Raw genomic sequence first — 17,740 nt, 5'->3', positions numbered from 1 at the left:
TGTGTCACTACCGGTGATCATCGGGTAGCGCGTCGCGTCGTTGGCGAGCGTATGACGCGGTCGCGTCATGGTCGCCTCTAGCCTGTCCCGTCTGCGTTTCATGACCGAGGGGGACCCTTGTCCAAGACCACGTTGTTCGTCAGCGTCAACGTCGTCGTGGCGTCCGTTGCGATGGGCGCCTCAATCGTCGCGGTCAACGCGGCCGAGCGAGAGGCCGTCGCCGCGCCCGCAGTCGTTACGGCGGCGCCCGCGTCCACGTCCTCGAACGTGCAAATTGCTGCCTGCCAGATGAAGAAGGGCGGTGCCCTGCGCATCGCGAACAGGTGCAAGAAAAGCGAACAGCGCGTGAGGTGAAACGTCGTCGGTCCTGCAGGACCGACGGGACCGGCTGGCCAGCAGGGCGTCCCGGGACAAGCTGGCACGGTAGCGGATCAGACAGTGGGGGGTCCGCAGGGCCCCACTGGCGCTCGGGGTCCGCAGGGTCCCGCAGGGCCGGAGGGCGCACCCGGCACTGCGCGAGCGTGGGGAAGAATCGAAAGCGGTGTTCTTGCCCAACAACGGAACATCGCATCAATGGAACACTCGGCTTCGGGGGTATTCTGCTTCGCTGTGACAGGACTGGACCCCAACGACTCCATTATCGTCGCGAGTGCAAGCGGCACCACGCTAACGGGGCCAGAGAACGATCAGCCCATCGCAGAGACCGGACGGCCGGGGGTCTGCCGGTCCGACCAGTTCGCAGTCCTTACATTCCATCGACAGGTCACGATAGGGACGGCGATCGCGCCGACATCCGCTTCGCTTTACCTGCAGGACGAGGACTTCACCTTCATAGTCGCCTGACGGCTCTCCCTCGCCCGCTTTGCGGGCATTCTCGCAACTTCTCATTCGTGCCAGGTCTGCGCCTGTCGCGTCTCACATCCGCAGAAGGGGCTCGGGGGCTCATAGAGAGGCCGGGACGACTTCCGCAAGGTTTTGGGCAAACCAATGCAATCTCTGCCATCTGGAGGAGCCGATGAGCGAGACGTCGGAGCAAGCTGCCGCAACGGAGCCGTCGAGCGATCGACGCATAGCAAGAAGACGAACAGTGAAAGTTGCCCTTGCTGCCTTGGGATGCCTCGCCGTCGTGGCCGTGGCAGCCTTCGCCGTCCTCACCTCTATGCATGCGTCGAACCGGGCTAGCGATCTGGCGACACAAAATGACTCCCTCGTCGCTCACTTGCAGGACGTGAGCACCCTGTTGCAGCAATCATCCGCAGGAGCCTTCCGAGCCGTCACCACTCTGGAACAGCGGTTGTCGGAGGTTGAGGATGACGTGCGGTCTCTACAGAACGACGTTCGGGACCTACCCGTCGGCCCTAGCAAGATCGACGAGGCCCTCGCCAAGATCGATGCCCTGCGACGATGCGTCAATCTGGACTTCGGGTACTGCTAGGCATCCGCCGCCGAGGCAGGAGGCCCGACCGCGTTCGCTGTTCTTTGACGCGAACCCCGGTGAGTCGTTGACACTTCCTGAGCCGCTCCGTCTCTCTCGGGACATCGCTGTAGATCAGATCATCTGACTGGGACGGTTCATGGTGAACAGCCGTATGGCGGGACCGCGCAGCAGACCTCGCATCCGACCACTCCCGAACGGATGGGGGTAGGCGGATCGGCCGACCATTCCGGCAGTCGGACCAGCCTTCACGGTCCGCCCCAGCCCGCCACTACAGTCCAGTGCCGCAGATCGAACTGTTTCGGATGGACGCCATTTCGCGAGATGGAGCGCCATGACTGTCGAAACCGATGTCGAAGGATTGCTCGCACGGGTACAACTGCTCGAAGACGAGCGGGAAGTGCGGCGGGTCATCCGCCGGTACGGCCCTTCGGTCGACAGCGGCTCCAGCGCGGCGGCAGCCGCGTTGTGGCTCGACGACGGTGTCTACGACATGGGAAAGGCTCCCGGGGGCGACGAGTTGCGGCTCGCACCGGGACGCGCAGCGCTGACCGCCCTGTTCGACGGGGACTTTCACCAGACCCTGATCGCCCACGGGGCGGCGCACGTCACCAGCGACTGCGAGGTGCAGATCGACGGGGACACCGCGGTGGCGTACGGATACACCTTCCTGTTCAAGGCAACTGAGGACGCGGCCGAGTTCGCCGTGATCCGGGTGATGGCGACGCGGTTCGACTTCGTCCGCAGTTCGCAGGGGTGGCGGATTCAGCGCCGGAGCAACCGCAATCTCAGCGGTGACGAGGATGCCCGGGCACTCTTCCGCACCGCGGCGCTGAGCTGGTCGCCTGCGTCATAGCGTCGGGCGCGGCGCGGCGCGATCGTGGTCTCGACGCCGCGTTTGCGGTCAGGTCTCGCCGGCGGCTTGGGCTGCCAGGACGTAGCGGCGGTGGGCCGCCCGCAACCGCTGTACGGCATCGCTTTCGGCTTCCGACAGGCGGACCTGCGAGTCCGGATCGGACTGCGAGAGCCGGTGGCCTTTGTCGGCCAGGTCGCGTAAGGCTTCCTCGGCGGCCACCAGTTCACTGATCGCGGCGCGAAATTCGGCCTGTCGATCGTCCATTCCCGACCGTCCCTTCCGGGCAACGTTGCGGCAACGGTGGCGGGGCGCGCCAAAATGGCCGATCGTCCGACGTGGCGAAGCGCGGTTGGCTCGCCAGGCTGATCGGAGAGATCGGCTCTGCCCACGGGTATCGGCATCACCCCCGCGGGCGCCGAGACACGTCGCCGCGCCTGCTTGCGCGCGGTCATCTGCACTTGTCGGCGCGCCGACGAGGCGTTCGCCGTCATGGCTGTGACCCGCATCACATCATCGAGCACGAGCTTCCCTCGGCACGAGGGCAGTCCTTGCAACGACTCTCCCGCCGCGCGACACTCCCTGTCGGGGGTGACCGTGGTGCTGGTGAGGTGTGCTCATGGTTCGGCGACGGGGCCCCAATCGAGCCCAGGCGCCACGATCAACCGACCTGTCCACGCTCTCCGACGAGGCATTGCTGGCTCGGTCGCTGACCGAGCCCGAGGTGTTCGCGCAGTTGGTCGGCAGGCACGGTCGGCGGATCGGGTCCTATCTGCTGCGCCGGCTACCCCCTGCGGAAGCCGAGGACGTGTTGTCCGAGGCCTGGCTCGTCGCTTTCGATCGGCGCCATACGTATGACGCTTCGCGGGGGGAGGTCGGTGCGTGGCTGTTCGGCATTGCGCGCACCCTGCTGGTGGCAACGGCCCGGCGCTGGGCGGCCGCCGAGCGTCTGGAGGCGCGGATCGCCGGTCTTCGGCAGGACGACGCCGCCGACTGGGACCTGGTCGACGGTCGGCTTGCGGCGGCCATGATGAGTGATCGGTTGCGGATCGCTCTGGACGAACTGCCCGTGGAGGAGCGGGAAGTCGTGCTGCTCGTCGCGTGGGAAGAGTGCACTCCGACGCAGGCCGCGCAGGCCCTGGGAATTCCGGCCGGTACGGCGAGGTCTCGCCTGCACCGCGCCCGGGCGCGGCTGCAACCACAGCTCCTGGCAGAAGCGGGGATGGATCCAGCGTGAACGACGACAGGACAAGCACAGTGCCGGCTGACGGCGACCTGTGGGACGAATTGCGATCGGTCGGTGACCTCGCTGTCGACGACCGGGAACTCGAGCACGCGCTGCGGCAGGTCCGGGCAGATCTCGACACCCGCATCGCCGCCGAGCGCCGAGACCGCGCAACACCGGCGCGGACCCCAGGGCCGTCGCGGTATCGACGCGTCATCGGGCCAGCCGCGGGCGTGCTCGCCGCGGCGGCGGCGGCCGGACTGGTCTTCATCACCACGGACGGCCCCCCGGCGGCGCCCGACGCGTCCTCCTCGCCGTCGGTGATCCTCGTCGGCAGCCTCGCCGACGCGGCGGGGGGAGTGACCGGACCTGCCGGAGGGTGGCCGGACCTGGCCCACTGGCAGCTGCGATTCCGGCGGGTCGTCGCCGACGGCACCCGCACCGACTCGACGCAGGTGCTCGGCAACGAGGTCCCGGGCACGCTCACCACCTCGATCGACGGCGGACCGGCCGTGGAGTCGGCCACCGGCCCCGCGGCGTTCACGCTCGCGGAACAGGACGTGACCTGGCCCGCCCTGTATGCGCTGCCGACCGATCCGGCCGCGTTGGCCGAGCAGCTGGCCGGCAGTTCGACTGCCGGCGACCTCCTCGTCCAGATGGTCTACGTCCTGGCCAAGTCGCCGGCCTCCCCGGAGTTGCGGCGCGCGCTGTTCCTCGCCGCGTCGAAGCTTGGCGGGGTGACCGACGAGGGACCCGGTGTCGACTCGGCGGGTCGGGGCGGCGAATGGTTCGTCAGGTCGTTCCCGGAGCACGGCACCAAGATGTCGATCTTGGTCTCGGTCTCGACCGGCACCGTCCTGGAAACTCGTCTGACGGCGACTCGGGAGTTCCAGCCGGTCCGGAGCCCCGGCGCGGAGCCGATCAGCGTGGCCGAGACGCAGGGAGTTCCCGAGGGCGTCGGGGCCGCGGGCCGACCGGCTTTGGCCCCGGGCGATCTCATCGAGACGACCACCTATCTGGAGTCCCGCCCGGCGTGAGATCCGGCGACCAAAGCTGCGCGTCGGACCCCAGCGCGTCGTCGTGCCGGACCTGGTCATGCGGCACGTCGTCATGATGCAGTCCCGAGGACGGCACGCGCCCGTGTCATGACCTCGTCGTTGTGCCGGCGTAGTTCAGTCAATTCGGCGTCGTGTCCGGCGAAACTCGCCCGCTGTAGCGACACCTCGGCGTCGTGCCAGATCGCGACCAGCCCGGTCTGCTCCTTGCATGCCACATCCGCGGTTGCCGTGGCGATCTCGGCGGCGGTCGCTTCGACGGTCTGCCAGCGGCTGTCGTTGTTGGCCGCCAAGGGATCGGCGTAGCCGAAGCCCAGCGCCCGCATGCAGTCCGACCAGTTCCGGAAGGCTGCCGTGACGGCGGGCTGCTGCGTCGATTCCTGGTAGCTGGCCAGCTGCACCGTGCGGGGGAGCGCGGCGTACCCGACCGTGGTGTCGTCACCGGCCAGCGCGCTCTCCGCCGCCGTACGGCAACCCCCGGGGGGTACCGGCTGCCCGTTGATGCTGCGGTGGGTGGGGGTCGACGGACGAGGTGCGCCCCAGGCCTGCGGCGGTGAGCCGCCAGTCAGCGCGAGCAGCCACTGATCGTCGGCCGGGAGTGCGACGTCCACGCCGGTCTTCTGCTGCGGCGGTGGGTGGTAACCGCGGACGGCGACCTCGGCAGGGTCCTGCACGCCGTAGCGCCGAGAACGCCCGGCGTCGTAATCGACGTCCTGGTCATCGAGGTGCGGGCTCACCCGAGCCGGCGGCGCGGCAAGCCCGAAACCGGTCAGGCAGCGGCCCACCAGGACCCACACGGCCGCCTCGTACGCGTCCCGTTGCCGCGGCGAGAAGACGTAGTCGTCAAAGGGCAACGGCAGGGCCGGCAGGGGCGTAGACGCGGCCGGCACGGGGTTTCCCGTCCCGGCCGCGCCCACGGACGCCGCCGGCTGATTGATCACGGACCGCGTCGTGGTCGGTGCACCGCAACCGGCGGTCATGGCGAGTCCTGCCGCCAGGCCGAGCAGCAATGCGGTGGTGCCGGGACGCCGCCCGCTCCGCGGGGTAGGCATCTGATCGAACCTAGTGAAACTCAGACATTGAATCGAAATGACGCATTGTTGTTGTACGTCGCCGACAGGTTCATCGAGGTCCAGGCCGCGACGTAGTCGGAGGCGCCGACGTAGTTCGAGTTGTAGTACACAGTCGCGCTGCGCAGCCCGTTCTTGTTCGTCACGCTGGCCGCGTTGTTCTTCACCCCGGTACCGGCGCCGGCGCCTGGGCCGATGAAGGTATAGCCGGCGAAGTTGCTGACGTCAGCGGCGAAGTCGTGGATGGCGCCGGCCTGATTGGAGTTGTAGTACAGGCAGAGTTCGCCGTTCCCGCCGTACTGACCGTTGCACGTTCCGTCGTGCGAGGCTGCCTGTGCCGAGGCGACGGTCGCCGCGGACAACAGGAGGGCGCCAGCGACGGCGCCAATTGAGATTCGTTTGAGCACGGTGGTCTCCCTTGGGTTTCGTGCCCCGGTCATCGCTTGTCCGGGTTGCCTGCCGGCGTTCGCGGGAAACTGCCGAAGGTGGCGAAACTTAGGCCATTCGGGGAATCCGGACGGGCTACCGCGCCCCGGGCGCGGCGAGCGCCGGCGGACTCCCCGCGCTGTCTGCCGCAGTCACAGCCCGGGGCATCGACGGGCGTGAGCCGCACGTGGGCGGACCAGCGACCGCGGCGGCGGCCGTGCGACGAAGGCTCGGCGAGCGCCACGACGAGCCGCTCGCTGCCGCGACGACGCCGCTTCAGGTGGTCCGGGATCGTGCCGATGACGATCGTGCAGTGTCGTCGCGCGAGAGGGTCCTGGTGAGCACGAGTCCCGTCTTGCAGCCGTCCGTCGTGGATACGTCGTGGCTCACCGAGCAGGCACGCTCGCTGGTCACCAACGTGTCGCGCGTCGTCCGTGGTCGTGACGAGGCGGTGCGTCTTGTGGTGGTCGCCGTTCTGTCCGGTGGCCACGCGCTCATCGAGGACACTCCCGGCAGCGGGAAGACGACGATCGCCCGGGCGGTCGCGCGTTCAGTGGCCGGCCGCTTCCAGCGGATCCAGGGCACCCCGGACCTGCTGCCGACCGACATCACCGGATCGACGGTCTGGGACCAGGGCCGCCACGAGTTCGTCTTCGTCGCCGGCCCCGTCTTCGCCCACGTCCTGCTGCTGGACGAGGTCAACCGCACGCCGCCACGCACCCAGTCCGCGTTGTTCGAGGCGATGGACGAAGGTGCGGCGACGGTGGACGGCGTACGGCATCGGATGCCCGAGCCGTTCTTCGTCGTCGCGACCCAGAACCCGGTGGAACAGCACGGGACGTACCCGCTGCCGGAAGGACAACTCGACCGGTTCGCCGTACGGGTCCGGCTCGGTCCGCTGGACCCGGCGGCGGAACTGCTCGTGGTGCGTGAACAGCTGGTCCGCGCCACGGTCGAGGACCTGCTGCCGGTGCTGTCGGCCAGCGATCTGCTGGCCGTGCAACACGGCGTGCGCGGTCTGCACGTCGGCGAGCCGGTACTGCGCTACGCGCTGGCCCTCGTGCACGCCACCCGCGACGAGCCGCGGGTCGTCCTCGGCGCCAGTTCCCGGGCCGCCATCTGCCTGGTCCGCGTCGCCCAGGCGCACGCTGTGCTTGCCGGCCGCGAGTACGTGATGCCCGACGACGTGCAGCGATCGGCCGTTCCCGTTCTGGCACACCGCCTTCGGCTCGCTCATGTCGGCGACTCCGCCGAGGCGCTCGTCGCCGGAATCGTCGCGGCGACGCCGGTTCCCGTCAGCCGCTGACCCGATGGCTGCCCGCGGGACCGAACCGGGTCGGATCCGCCCGACGCGGCGGCTGGCCGTGCCGATCGCCGGCTCGCTGTTGCTGGCCCTGCTCGCGGTCGCCACCGACGACATCTGGCTGCAACTGCTGGCCGTGCTGGTGGCCGCGTCGATCCTGGCCGGCTGGGTGGCGCGGCCGAGGCCTGCGGGCCTACGCGCCAGCGTGACCGGTCCCGGCCGTGTCGCGGCCGGCGCCACCGTGGTTCACGTCGTCGAGGTCCGCAACGACGGACCTGTCACGTCACCTCCGGTCGAGGTCGTGCACCGCAGCCGGTTGTACGGCGTGGCAACGGTCTTCGTCCCTGCCCTGCCGCCCGGTGGCCGGGCTCGTGCCGAGGTCAGCCGTACGGCGTTGCGACGCGGTATCGAGCGGCACAGCGAGCTGGTCGCGCGGGCCACGGCGCCGTTCGGGCTGTTCAGTGCCACGCTCGAACTGCCGCCGGCGGGCCCGCTGGTGGTCCATCCCCGGCTCGGCAGATCGGTGCCGCTGCAGAGCCAGCAGCGGGCCGGGACGGCGGCAGGATCCGCTCCGAGCTCGCCGAGCACTCAGCCACACTCGTTGCGGGAGTGGCGGTACGGCGATCCGATGCGCCGGGTGCACTGGCGCAGTACCGCTCGCCGTGGCCAACTGGTCGTGGTCGAACCGGAACGGCCGTCAGCTCGCGACGCGGTCGTCCTCGTGGTGGCGTACGCCGACGCGGCAGCGGCAGCAGGCGCAGAGGACGCCATCGCCGGCCTCGCTGCCTCGGTATTGCGGTTGCGGGCAGACGGGGTCGAGGTCGTCCTGCTCAGCACGCAGCCCGACCTCGCCGATCTCGAAGGCGGCACGGACCTCGACGTTCTCGACTGGTTCGCCGGCCTCCGACTGGACGCCATGCCCGACCCGGCCGCGCTGCAGCGCGCGCTGCGTCGAGGGGTCGGCGGTCCGGGTGGCGTGGTTGCCGTCGTCAGCCCGACAGCGCGGCACTGGCTCAGGTCGGTCGGCGCGGGCACCCCGCCACTGCCGGTGGTCGAGTTCTGCGATGTCACCGGCGGGTGAGTCGGCGCCGCAGCAGCGCGCCACCCGGCTCCTGCTGCTCGGGTGTGTGCTGGCCGGGTACCTCGCCCTGGCCGCAGGCGGTCTGCTCGCGCCCGGTCTGGCCGTGGTGGCCGCCAACGGCTCGGTGCTGGCCGCGGCGCTGGGCCTCGGCCTCCCCCTCGAGGGCAGGAGTCTCACTGTTCGCAAGACAGTGAGCTTCGTGCTCATCGCGGCTGTCGGCCTGGCCGGCGCCGTGCAGGCCTCAGGCCTGCCGCTGGTCTCGTTGGGTCCGGCGATCGCGCTCGTGCTCAGCGGCATGCTCGTGGCCCAGGGCCTGGTCCAGCAGACCGGCCGGGACCTGCTCGTCGGGCTGGCGCTGGCCGCGTTCATGCTCGTCCTCGCAGCCGGTCTCGCGCCCGGACCGGCCATCGCGATCCCGGTCGTCGTCGGCTGGGTGCTCGGCTGCGCGACCCTGCTGCGGATCGACCGGGTGCGGCAGGTGGAGACAGCCGACGCTGTCGCGACCACGAGCGGCGGCGCGGCCACGAGCAGGCAACGGCCGTGGGGCCCGCAGCGGCTGGTACGCCCGCTCGCGGTGACTGCCGTCGGCGGCCTCGTCGCGTTCCTGCTGTTGCCACAGGCCGGCGCGTTGCAGTGGCGCAGCTCCCTGCTGGGCGGTGCCACGCCGGCGCTCGGCCCGGCGTACTCGCGTGACGTCGCGTATTACGTCGGGGGCGCGCTGGACCTGCGGGTTCGCGGTGCGCTGCCCGACGATCCCGTGTTGACCGTCCCCGCCGATTCGCCGCGGCTGTGGCAGGGACTGGTGCTGTCGACGTACGCCGGGGGTGCCTGGACCGTTGGCGCCGACAGCGCCCCGACGCTCGCCCGCACGGCGCCGCAGACCTACACCGTCGGCAGCCGGCCCGGTCGTTCGCAGCTCGATGCCGGCAGCGGGCAGACGGAGGCGGAACGGAACGACCAGGCCGAGCCGCAGGCGGCCTTCGCCGGGCTGCTGGTCGCACCCGGTCAGGTCCGGCAGGTGCGGACCGCGGACCGGCTGGTCGCGATGGACGGCGACGGACTGCAGCTGCAACCGGATCGCGGCACGGCGGCGCCGTACGAGGTCCGGTCCATTCCGGTCCGTGCCGTATCGAGCGTCACCGGCCCGACGTCGGGACCGGACCCGGCCGCGGCCACCTGGACCGAACTGCCGGCGAGCGTCACCACCCGGACCCGGACCCTCGGTCGCGAGCTCGTGGCTGCCGCCCCGGACCGGGTGGCGGCCGTGGCGGCGGTAGAGACCTACCTGCGTGACCACGCGACGTACGCGCTGGACTCACCGCTGCCGCGGCCCGGCGTCGATCCCGTGGACGACTTCCTGTTCAACTCCCGCTCGGGGTTCTGCGAACATTTCGCCGCCGCCGAAGTGATTCTGTTGCGCAGCGCGGGAATCCCGGCGCGACTGGTCACCGGTTTCGCCGGCGGTGAGCCCGGCCCGGCCGGCACCCGCACCTTCCTCGCATCCGATGCGCACGCCTGGGTCCAGGTCTTCGTCCCCGGACACGGCTGGCTGTCGTCGGACCCGACCGCCGGGGCGACCCTGGCGACGACCGGCAGCTGGTGGACCCCGGCGACGGACCTGCTGTTGCGGACCTTCGGATCGGCCGGGGGCCGGATCGCCCTGGCAGCGCTGCTGCTGGGCGTCACCGGGTTGGCGTGGGCCGTCGCCGCGGTGCTGCGGGTACGCCGCCGGCCGCGGGTCGCCGGCGCGGGCAGTGCGGCCGAACCGTTCGCGGCGTTCGGCCGGCTCGAGCGGACGCTCGACCGGCTCGGCACGCCCCGGGCCGGCAGCGAGACCGTCGCCGAGCTGGCCCGCCGGCTGCGCCCGGAACCCGGTGCGGCGGAAGCGTTCCGTGTCGTCGAGCGGGCCCTGTACGGGGCGGCGCCGGTACGAGCGGACGCAGCCGGGCGGGCGGCCGCCGAACTCGATCGGCTCAGCGACGCGCTGGTGGCCGCCGCGGCAGCCCGGCACGGGTCCGGTGCGGCGGCCGACCGGTAGCGTCGCGGCCGTGGATCCACGAATGCCCGACGGTGGCCCGCGCAGCGGGCTCGACTACCGCTACACGCTGGCCAACGAGCGCACGTTCCTGGCATGGATCCGCACCGCGCTCGCCCTGCTCGCGGGCGGGATCGCGCTCGACCAGTTCGCGACCGGGCTACGGCCCGAGGGTGTCAGTACCGTGCTGGGCGTCGCGGCGATCGTGCTCGGCATCGCCGTCGCGGTCATCGGCTATCTGCAGTGGGTACGGGTGCAGCGGGCCATGCGGCTCGGCCTGCCGTTGCCGGGCCAGCCGGGGGTCGGCCTTCTCGTGGTCGGTGTCGTGGTGGTCGCCGCGGTCGCCGTCGTCGGCATCCTGTTGCACGCGAACGTCTGACAGCGATGGCCGGGGCAGTCGATGCGGCGCCCTCGGGGGCCGGCGCCGACCCCGGCGCCGCGACACAGCGGACGTCGCTGTCCTGGTCACGCACCCTGCTGACCTTCTCCGCGGTAACCGTCCTGCTGATCTACCGGGGGTGGACCGCAACCCAGTCGTGGGTGGTGCTGGGAGCCGTCCTGGTGCCGTTGGCCGCGCTCGGTGTGGCTCTGGTCCGCCAGCGTGATCTACTGCAGCAGAGGCAATCCCGCGTCCGCGTCGGCGTGATGCGGTCGACCGCGGCGCTCGTCGTCGTCCTGGCGGTGGTCGGCATGGTGGCCATCGTCCGATGACACCGTGCAGCGTCGAACGCTGTCGCGGCCACGGGGATCGAGGGCCAGCGGCTGGCGGGATTGGCCGTTGACGAGCGCAGTCTCCTTGCGGCACAGCAGGTCGACCTCGGTGAGCAGACGGGTCCGCAACCCCGCGCCCAGGCTCGCCAGCCGGCGTTGCGCCGTGGCGAACTCGGCGCGGCCGGCGGGTGTCTCGATCCGGATCGGCTGGTAGCCCCACGCGGACAGGTCGTACGGCGACATCCGCATGTCGATCTCGCGTCCCTGCCGAGCGAGCGCGAAGCAGTCTGCGATCAGGTCGCTGCCGATCAGCGGGCTCAACCGGTAGGCGTACCGGTAGAGGTCCATCGTGGCGTGCAGGCACCCCGGTTGTTCATCCCGAATCCGCGTGCCGGTCAACGGCGTCGTTGCGTTGCGGGGACGCGCGTCGGCGGTGAAGAAGCGGAACGCGTCGGCGTGCGTGCACCGCAGGCCCACGCTCTCGACGGTCGCGTCGATCTCGCGCGGGGACAGCCGGAGCGGTACGGCGGAATGCCGGCGCGCCGCAGCGGACTGGCGGTAGACCATCGCCCACTCGTGCAGCCCGAAACAGCCGAACGCGGGTGGGCGCATCGCGGTCGCGGCCAGGACTGCGCGCGTGTCGCGCAGCCGGCGGCCGCGGTCGAGCAGGAGTTCGTCGCCGACACCCGCGCCGCCGTCGACGGTCACGTAGCCGGACAGGTCGAGCCAGTCGCCGCTGTCACCGGCCAGGACTACGCCGTGGCCCGGGTGCCAGCGGCGCAACCGGGCGGGCCGGAAGTCGTAGTACTCGAACAGGAAATCGTCGACCGGGTGACGTTCGCCGTGGGCCCGCCGGTGCAGCCGAGGGCTGATCCATGGCTCGACGCGGGCCTCGTGGGCGGCACGCGCCGCCTGCCACTCCGGCTCGGCCAGGATCGTCACGGACCGCATCGTCGCGCATCACGCATCGAGCGCGGCGCCGTCGGGCGCACGGATGCCGTGTCCGTGCCGCTGCGTTGCTGGGACCCGCCGTGGCGACGGATCGCTAGCCTGCGCACGTGCCCGCGCCACAGGACTACGGAGTGGTCGATCTGGCGTGGCTCGCGGCCAAAGTCGCGGTCCTCGCGCTGGTGCTGTACGCGCTCTACATCACGCTGCGCAACCCGCGCCCGCGGCTGGTCCACGCGGCCGGTCAGTGGCCTCGAGTGCGAGTGCACTCCTTGATCTGGTGGCTGCTCGGAACGCCCATCGTGGTCGCCTTGTGGATCGGCACCTTGTTCGTCGTGTTGATCCTGGCGGGGACGGCGATCTCGCCGGACTGGTTGATGCTCACCGCGTGCAGCGTCGTGCTGGCCAGCCGGGTGCTCGTGGTGGTGAACCAGCGTGCCGCGCACGAACTGGCGAAGACGTTGCCTTGGGCCTTGGTCGGCTTCCTCTTGCTGCGGGGCGTGCTGATCGATCCCGAAGGGGGCTGGTTCGACCGGCAGCGGTTCGACGAGATCACCCGCCAGCTCGACCTGCGCGTCCGCAACGACGACGACCTGGTCACCCTGGTGATCGTCGCCGAGTACGTGATGGGCGCGGTCTACTACGCGCAGGCCGCGTGGCAGGACCACGGCCACCACCCGTGGCGGACGGCGATGCGCTGGTGGGGCGGCGTACGACCGCGATGGATGGGATGGTTCACCGCTGTGATCCCGTTCCCGCCGCACCGCGATGCCAGCACCGGTGCCGATGCACAGCCGGATCCGGGGCCGCAGCGGGAGCCGCAACCGCTCGCACTGGGCCGCCTCGACCTCGTACCCGAGCAGACCCGGGACGACCGGGACGACGCCGAGCCGCGCCGCGGTGGTGACGACGGCACCGCTCGGTACCTCGCGGAGCGACCGCCCCACCACGGCGACTGACGCCGGCCCCGTCGCTGGCTGCCGGGTGGGTGGCCGCCTTCGCCCGGCTGATCCGGCTACGCGCCGTTGCGCGACCGCAGCTCGTCGCGGATCTCGCGCAGCAGCACGACGTCGTCGGGCTCGACGGGCGCCTCGCCCGGCCGGGAGTACCGCGCCTTGATCCGGTTCATCGGTTCCACCACGACGAAGTACACGACGGCGGCGACCGCGACGAAGTAGATGAGCGCCTGCAGGATCAGCCCGATGGAGAACTGCGCGTTGTTGATGGTGAAGGTCATGGCGCTGCTCAGGTCCGGCTTGCCGAAGATCGCTGCGATGAGCGGGTTGATGAGGCCGTTGACGATCGCCTGAATCACGGCCGTGAATGCGACGCCGATGACGAACGCAACTGCCAGATCCACGACGTTGCCGCGCATGATGAAGTCGCGGAATCCCTTGATCATGTGTCCTCCGGATCGCCCGCCGAGGCCCGCGCCCCGAGTCGATGCTCACCGTAGGGGTCTCATGCCCCTGGTGGTCGCAGGACGAGCGACAGTCGGCCGTTGGCCGCCGCCGCAGCCAGCGCGATCGACGTGGCCGGGTCGACGGCCAGCACGACCAGGGCGCCGGTGGCACCGGCGGCGTCGTTGCTGCTGATCCGGTCGTCGTCGCGGCCGAAGACGCCGCCGCCTCCCGACGACCGGCCCGAGGGGACCGAGACCACTCGGACTGCTCTGGCGACCACCTCCGCTGCGGATACCTCTTGTGCCGCAGCCGATCTGGCATGCAGAACGTCGACGACGTCGCCGGCGGAGACCAGGGCGACGGCCGCCGCATCGGCGATGCGGACCGGCGCTGCAACCAGGCCGCTGCCGACGGCACCCGTGGCGCCTGGTGCTCCGGCGAACCGTGACAGCGTGAGGATCTCGCCGACGGCCACCGGGCCGGCCAGCACCGCACCGTCGACGGTCGCAGGGTCGGACACCGCGCCGGCCGGGACGAACTCCGCCGGCACATCTCGGCGTTGCACGTCGGCTGCCCGTACCGTCGCGCCGCCAGGCAAGGCAGTCGTGGTCACCAGGACGCTGGTGGTCACCGGGCTCGGCGGCCGGACCGCGACCAGGACGAGCCCGGCGGCCAGGACGAACAGCACGACCGCGATCAGCCGGCGATGCCGCCGGACGACAGGTTCGCGCCAGGGCCGCACGGCAGCCGACGGTGTCCGGCGAGCAGCCGGGCCACGGCTGTCGCTCCTATCGCGTCCCCCGACCGGGCCGCGGCCGTCGGTCCGCAGTGCCATCCCCGCCCCCGTCCCGCGGCAGCCGAGAAGCCGCAGCGCGAGACGGTAGTGGCCGCCAGCCCCGTCGCGCGGAGCTCGTCCACAGCGGTCAGCAGGCGCCGCCGCGCGAGCCGGAGATCAGGCGGCGCTGTCCTTGGACGACGTGCTGCTCGACGACGAGCCGCTGTTCGTGGTGCTGCCGGAGGCAGCCGGCGTCGCCGCCGCCGCGGTGCTCGACGTCCCGGAACCCGCCGAATCGCTCGACGTGCTCGCCGACGTGGTGGCCTTCTTCTTGCCGTCCGCCGCGCGGGAGTCGTTGCGGTAGAAGCCGGATCCCTTGAACACCACGCCGACGTTGCCGAACAGCTTGCGCAGCGGGCCACCGCAGGCCGGGCACACCGTCAGCGCGTCGTCACTGAAGGACTGGACGACCTCAAGGCGCTCCTGGCACGCGTTGCACACGTACTCGTACGTCGGCACGACGATCCTCCAGGTGTCCCCGGCGGGACGGGTCGGACGGCCGGGGACCTCCCCGGGCTGGCACTCGCGGCTGGCGAGTGCCAAGTGTGCAACAACGCGACACGCCCAGTCCATCCGGCCCGCCGCGGCGACCGGGGCACGGGGGAGATCCGCGGGTCGACCGGGCTGCAGGAGTGGCCCGCGCGTGCCGATCTGAGAGGTACAGGTCGCTCGACCAGGCGCAGGAGGCGGTCCACGTGGCACGGATCCTGGCCTGGTGCCGCCGCCGCGAGCTGCCGGCGGCGGGTTGGCCGCTGGTCGCGCTGGCGTTCTCCGGATCGGTGTTCGCCGCCCTCGGCGCGGCGCTGCCCAGCAGTGCGGCCGCCGACGTATGGGTCTACGCGCTGACCAGCCTGTGCTGCGCGGTGCTCGGTGTCGGTCTGGTCCTGCTCGGGTCGCGGATGCCGGGGTGGCTGCCCCAGACGCTGGTCGTCGTCGCGGTCGTCGTCATCGCCTACTTCTCTGCGGCCGTCCCCGACGACGCCGGGGCGTTGCTGCCGACGTTCGAGTACGCCGCGCTGGCGGCGTACTGCGCGTACTTCTTCGGCCGGGCGCAGACGCGCTGCCACGTCGCCTTCATGTCGGTGTGCCTGCTTGCGGCGCTGCTCGTCGGTGACCGGCCGGCGCCGGTCACCGTCTGGTTCATCGTGACCACCACGATCGCCGCGATCGCCGAGGTGCAAGGTCACCTGGTCTCGCAGCTGCGCCGGCAGGCCCGTCACGACCACCTGACCGGGCTGCTCAACCGGGGCGGCTTCGAGCAGGAGGCGCCCCGGCTGCTGGCCCTGGCGGCCCGGTCCAGCCGGCCTGTCGCCGCGGTGGTGATCGACCTGGACGGCTTCAAGCGGATCAACGACGATCTCGGTCACGCCGCCGGCGACCGGGTGCTCATCGACCTGGCGGCCTCCTGGCGGGACCGGGTACGTGACGGCGACCTGCTGGCGCGGTACGGCGGCGACGAGTTCGTCCTGCTGTTGCCCGACACCACGGCGGTCGAGGCGCAGGCGTTGCTGGACCGGCTCCGCGACGGTCACGCGGCCCGCTGGTCCGCGGGTATCGCCGAGTGGGACGGCAGCAGCCGGCTGTCCGATCTGCTGTGGCACGCCGACCGCGCCCTCTACCAGGCCAAGGAGAGCCGCGGCCGCAGCGGGCTGCAGGCGGTGGACGAGGACGCAGCCGCGGCCGGCTGACCGGCTAGGGTCGCCCGGGTCTTGTCGGACCGCCCGGGAGGCTTGCGGTGAGCGTCGAGGTGGTGGGACTGCGGAAGTCCTACGGCTCGACCGTCGCCGTCGACGGCCTCACCTTCACCCTCGAACCGGGCGCCGTGACGGGATTCCTGGGGCCCAACGGATCGGGCAAGTCCACGACGATGCGGCTGATGCTGGGCCTGGATCACGGGGGCGGTCACACGTTGTACGACGGCGCCCCGCTGCTGGACCACCCGCAGGCGAGCCGGGTCGTCGGCGCCCACCTGGACGCGAAGTTCTACCACCCAAGCCGGACCGCCCGGAATCACCTGCGGCTGTTGGCAACCGAGGCCGGCATCGACGACGCCCGGGTCGACGAGGTGCTGGACCTGGTCGGCCTCACCGCAGTCGCCCGGCGCCGCCCGAGCGGGTACTCGCTCGGCATGGCGCAGCGGCTCGGCCTGGCCGGCGCCGTGCTCGCCGAGCCGTCGGTCCTGCTGCTGGACGAACCGGCGAACGGCCTGGACCCGCAGTCGATCCACTGGTTGCGGGACTTCCTGCGCTACTACGCCGCCGAAGGCCGCGTCGTGCTGGTGTCCAGTCATCTGCTCAGTGAGATGCAGCTGATGGCCGACCGCCTGGTGGTGATCGTGCGGGGCCGGCTCGTGGCGGACTCGTCGATGGCGGAGTTCACCGCGCGCAGCTCGCTCAACGACGTCCTGGTGCGCACGCCGGACCGCGACGCGCTGCGGCAGCGGTTGGCCGGGCGCGGGATCGTCGCCGTACCGGACGGGGCGGATGGTCTCGCCGTCGCGGGGACCACGACCGAGGACGTCGGAGTGATCGCCTTCGAAAGCGGCATACCGTTGCGGGAGTTGACCTATCGGCGAGCCAGCCTGGAGGACGCCTTCCTCGAACTCACCGCCGATGGGCAGGACTTCGCGACCGGCGGGAGTGCGTCGTGAGCGGGATCCTGCAGTACGAGTGGCGCCGGGCGACGTCGCTGCGGTCGACCTGGGTGGTACTCGTGCTGTCCGGCGGCTGCGCTGCGGTGCTGGGTTTTCTGCTGACCCGGCTGGGTGCCGAGACGGTCGGGACGTCGACCACCACCGGCGGCGTGCTCACCATCTACACCGCGCTCGGGGTGGTGTTCGCCTCGGTCCTTGCGGCGCAGGCGATCGGGCACGAGTACCGGTACGGCATGATCCGGTTGACCCTCACCGCATTCCCGCGCCGCGGACAGGTCGCCATCGCGAAGATCGTGGCCGTGACGGTCGCTGCGGCCGTGCTGGCCGTGTCCGGTTCAGCCCTGGGATGGGCCGGCGCCCTGGTCGGCGGGCCGGACCGGGTGGCCGCCAGCGATGCGGTTGCCGCGCAGGCGGTTCGCGCCCTGCTGTACGTCGTCCTCTATGCCCTCGTCGCGCTCGCGATCGCCGGGATCACCCGCAGCCTGCCGGTCGGCGTCGTCGTCCCGCTGCTGCTGGGGTACGTCGTCGAGCCGTTGCTCACGTCGTTGCTGACCTGGGACTGGCTCGCCGACGTGCTGCCGTTCAGCAACGGAGCCGCGGCGGCCTCAGACGGCGCGGGCGGGTGGCGGTCGCTGGCCGTCTTCGCCGGCTGGACGGTGGTCGCGTTGGCCGGCTGGGTGGCCAGCCTGCAGACCCGGGACGCCTGA

General features: G+C 71.2%; 19 protein-coding genes and 1 pseudogene. 13 read left to right on the top strand and 7 right to left on the bottom strand.

Annotation, left to right across the window (positions count from 1 at the left end; genetic code table 11):
- Positions 1-117: 117 nt before the first annotated feature.
- The 3 genes from EPO13_10235 (at position 118) to EPO13_10225 (ending at position 2,291) form a co-directional block, all read left to right on the top strand.
- Positions 118-354 (top strand): hypothetical protein, encoded by a 237-nt coding sequence (locus EPO13_10235; protein TAK68483.1) that lies wholly within the window; start codon positions 118-120, stop codon positions 352-354.
- A gap of 661 nt (positions 355-1,015) precedes the next feature.
- A complete protein-coding gene (locus EPO13_10230; protein TAK68482.1) occupies positions 1,016-1,435 on the top strand; it encodes a hypothetical protein in 420 nt (139 codons plus the stop codon).
- Between the two features lie 334 nt (positions 1,436-1,769).
- The gene (locus EPO13_10225) at positions 1,770-2,291 is read left to right on the top strand and encodes a nuclear transport factor 2 family protein (GenBank protein ID TAK68481.1); all 522 of its coding nucleotides are present in this window, start codon (positions 1,770-1,772) and stop codon (positions 2,289-2,291) included.
- A gap of 48 nt (positions 2,292-2,339) precedes the next feature.
- On the opposite strand, the gene EPO13_10220 is transcribed toward EPO13_10225, so the two are convergent.
- Entirely contained in the window at positions 2,340-2,555 is a 216-nt protein-coding gene (locus EPO13_10220; GenBank protein TAK68480.1) for a hypothetical protein, read from the bottom strand.
- A gap of 352 nt (positions 2,556-2,907) precedes the next feature.
- Here EPO13_10220 and EPO13_10215 point away from each other — a divergent pair, with 352 nt between their 5' ends.
- Both EPO13_10215 and EPO13_10210 read left to right on the top strand, forming a co-directional pair.
- Entirely contained in the window at positions 2,908-3,525 is a 618-nt protein-coding gene (locus EPO13_10215) for a sigma-70 family RNA polymerase sigma factor (GenBank protein ID TAK68479.1), read from the top strand.
- Positions 3,522-4,550: a hypothetical protein gene (locus tag EPO13_10210; GenBank protein ID TAK68478.1), complete on the top strand. Its 1,029-nt coding sequence runs from the start codon at positions 3,522-3,524 to the stop codon at positions 4,548-4,550. Before EPO13_10215 ends, EPO13_10210 begins: the two co-directional genes overlap by 4 nt.
- Positions 4,551-4,621: 71 nt before the next feature.
- Here the strand turns inward: EPO13_10210 and EPO13_10205 are convergent, their stop codons facing one another.
- Both EPO13_10205 and EPO13_10200 read right to left on the bottom strand, forming a co-directional pair.
- Positions 4,622-5,620 (bottom strand): hypothetical protein, encoded by a 999-nt coding sequence (locus EPO13_10205; protein TAK68477.1) that lies wholly within the window; start codon positions 5,618-5,620, stop codon positions 4,622-4,624.
- 20 nt (positions 5,621-5,640) lie between these two features.
- A complete protein-coding gene (locus EPO13_10200) occupies positions 5,641-6,078 on the bottom strand; it encodes a hypothetical protein (protein ID TAK68476.1) in 438 nt (145 codons plus the stop codon).
- A 299-nt stretch (positions 6,079-6,377) separates the two neighbouring features.
- Here EPO13_10200 and EPO13_10195 point away from each other — a divergent pair, with 299 nt between their 5' ends.
- The 4 genes from EPO13_10195 to EPO13_10180 are packed head-to-tail and all read left to right on the top strand — an operon-like array spanning position 6,378 to position 10,862.
- Positions 6,378-7,370 (top strand): MoxR family ATPase, encoded by a 993-nt coding sequence (locus EPO13_10195; GenBank protein ID TAK68475.1) that lies wholly within the window; start codon positions 6,378-6,380, stop codon positions 7,368-7,370.
- Positions 7,300-8,448 carry a DUF58 domain-containing protein gene (locus EPO13_10190; protein ID TAK68474.1) on the top strand — a complete coding sequence of 383 codons (1,149 nt, stop codon included), beginning with the start codon at positions 7,300-7,302 and terminating at the stop codon, positions 8,446-8,448. The genes EPO13_10195 and EPO13_10190 overlap by 71 nt, the downstream gene beginning before the upstream one ends.
- Positions 8,432-10,486: a transglutaminase domain-containing protein gene (locus EPO13_10185; GenBank protein TAK68473.1), complete on the top strand. Its 2,055-nt coding sequence runs from the start codon at positions 8,432-8,434 to the stop codon at positions 10,484-10,486. The genes EPO13_10190 and EPO13_10185 overlap by 17 nt, the downstream gene beginning before the upstream one ends.
- A 22-nt stretch (positions 10,487-10,508) precedes the next feature.
- Positions 10,509-10,862 (top strand): DUF202 domain-containing protein, encoded by a 354-nt coding sequence (locus EPO13_10180; GenBank protein TAK68697.1) that lies wholly within the window; start codon positions 10,509-10,511, stop codon positions 10,860-10,862.
- Positions 10,863-11,293: 431 nt separating this feature from the next.
- Here the strand turns inward: EPO13_10180 and EPO13_10175 are convergent.
- Positions 11,294-12,145 (bottom strand): annotated as a pseudogene (locus tag EPO13_10175) (3-methyladenine DNA glycosylase).
- A 107-nt stretch (positions 12,146-12,252) separates the two neighbouring features.
- Here EPO13_10175 and EPO13_10170 point away from each other — a divergent pair.
- The gene (locus EPO13_10170; protein ID TAK68472.1) at positions 12,253-13,101 is read left to right on the top strand and encodes a hypothetical protein; all 849 of its coding nucleotides are present in this window, start codon (positions 12,253-12,255) and stop codon (positions 13,099-13,101) included.
- A gap of 56 nt (positions 13,102-13,157) precedes the next feature.
- Here EPO13_10170 and mscL read toward each other — a convergent pair whose 3' ends face one another.
- The 3 genes from mscL to EPO13_10155 all read right to left on the bottom strand — a co-directional run bounded on the left by mscL (position 13,158) and on the right by EPO13_10155 (position 14,839).
- Positions 13,158-13,544 (bottom strand): large conductance mechanosensitive channel protein MscL, encoded by a 387-nt coding sequence (gene mscL / locus EPO13_10165; protein TAK68471.1) that lies wholly within the window; start codon positions 13,542-13,544, stop codon positions 13,158-13,160.
- A gap of 59 nt (positions 13,545-13,603) precedes the next feature.
- A complete protein-coding gene (gene cpaB, locus EPO13_10160) occupies positions 13,604-14,380 on the bottom strand; it encodes a Flp pilus assembly protein CpaB (protein ID TAK68470.1) in 777 nt (258 codons plus the stop codon).
- A 117-nt stretch (positions 14,381-14,497) separates the two neighbouring features.
- Positions 14,498-14,839, bottom strand: a complete 342-nt coding sequence (locus EPO13_10155; protein ID TAK68469.1) for an FmdB family transcriptional regulator — start codon at positions 14,837-14,839, stop codon at positions 14,498-14,500.
- A gap of 236 nt (positions 14,840-15,075) precedes the next feature.
- On the opposite strand from EPO13_10155, the gene EPO13_10150 reads away from it, so the two are divergent.
- The 3 genes from EPO13_10150 to EPO13_10140 are packed head-to-tail and all read left to right on the top strand — an operon-like array spanning position 15,076 to position 17,740.
- Positions 15,076-16,068, top strand: coding sequence for a GGDEF domain-containing protein (locus EPO13_10150; GenBank protein TAK68468.1), 993 nt, complete (start codon positions 15,076-15,078; stop codon positions 16,066-16,068).
- 59 nt (positions 16,069-16,127) lie between these two features.
- Complete coding sequence (locus tag EPO13_10145; protein TAK68696.1) at positions 16,128-17,030, top strand: ATP-binding cassette domain-containing protein; 903 nt, start codon at positions 16,128-16,130, stop codon at positions 17,028-17,030.
- Positions 17,027-17,740: a hypothetical protein gene (locus EPO13_10140; GenBank protein TAK68467.1), complete on the top strand. Its 714-nt coding sequence runs from the start codon at positions 17,027-17,029 to the stop codon at positions 17,738-17,740. The genes EPO13_10145 and EPO13_10140 overlap by 4 nt, the downstream gene beginning before the upstream one ends.

It is taken from the genome of Actinomycetota bacterium (genome assembly GCA_004297305.1).
In the GTDB taxonomy this organism is placed as follows: Bacteria; Actinomycetota; Actinomycetes; order S36-B12; family FW305-bin1; genus FW305-bin1.
The sequence above is the reverse complement of the archived record's forward strand: the minus strand, read 5'-3'. Positions and strand labels throughout refer to the sequence as shown.

What these genes read in the sequence shown, in the direction of transcription:
- EPO13_10200 (TAK68476.1), bottom strand. Translation starts at nt 6,078, where the DNA reads ATGACCGGGGCACGAAACCCAAGGGAGACCACCGTGCTCAAACGAATC.
- EPO13_10180 (TAK68697.1), top strand. Translation starts at nt 10,509, where the DNA reads ATGCCCGACGGTGGCCCGCGCAGCGGGCTCGACTACCGCTACACGCTG.
- EPO13_10205 (TAK68477.1), bottom strand. Translation starts at nt 5,620, where the DNA reads ATGCCTACCCCGCGGAGCGGGCGGCGTCCCGGCACCACCGCATTGCTG.
- mscL (TAK68471.1), bottom strand. Translation starts at nt 13,544, where the DNA reads ATGATCAAGGGATTCCGCGACTTCATCATGCGCGGCAACGTCGTGGAT.
- EPO13_10185 (TAK68473.1), top strand. Translation starts at nt 8,432, where the DNA reads ATGTCACCGGCGGGTGAGTCGGCGCCGCAGCAGCGCGCCACCCGGCTC.
- EPO13_10190 (TAK68474.1), top strand. Translation starts at nt 7,300, where the DNA reads ATGTCGGCGACTCCGCCGAGGCGCTCGTCGCCGGAATCGTCGCGGCGA.
- EPO13_10225 (TAK68481.1), top strand. Translation starts at nt 1,770, where the DNA reads ATGACTGTCGAAACCGATGTCGAAGGATTGCTCGCACGGGTACAACTG.
- EPO13_10220 (TAK68480.1), bottom strand. Translation starts at nt 2,555, where the DNA reads ATGGACGATCGACAGGCCGAATTTCGCGCCGCGATCAGTGAACTGGTG.
- EPO13_10215 (TAK68479.1), top strand. Translation starts at nt 2,908, where the DNA reads ATGGTTCGGCGACGGGGCCCCAATCGAGCCCAGGCGCCACGATCAACC.
- EPO13_10230 (TAK68482.1), top strand. Translation starts at nt 1,016, where the DNA reads ATGAGCGAGACGTCGGAGCAAGCTGCCGCAACGGAGCCGTCGAGCGAT.
- cpaB (TAK68470.1), bottom strand. Translation starts at nt 14,380, where the DNA reads ATGGCACTGCGGACCGACGGCCGCGGCCCGGTCGGGGGACGCGATAGG.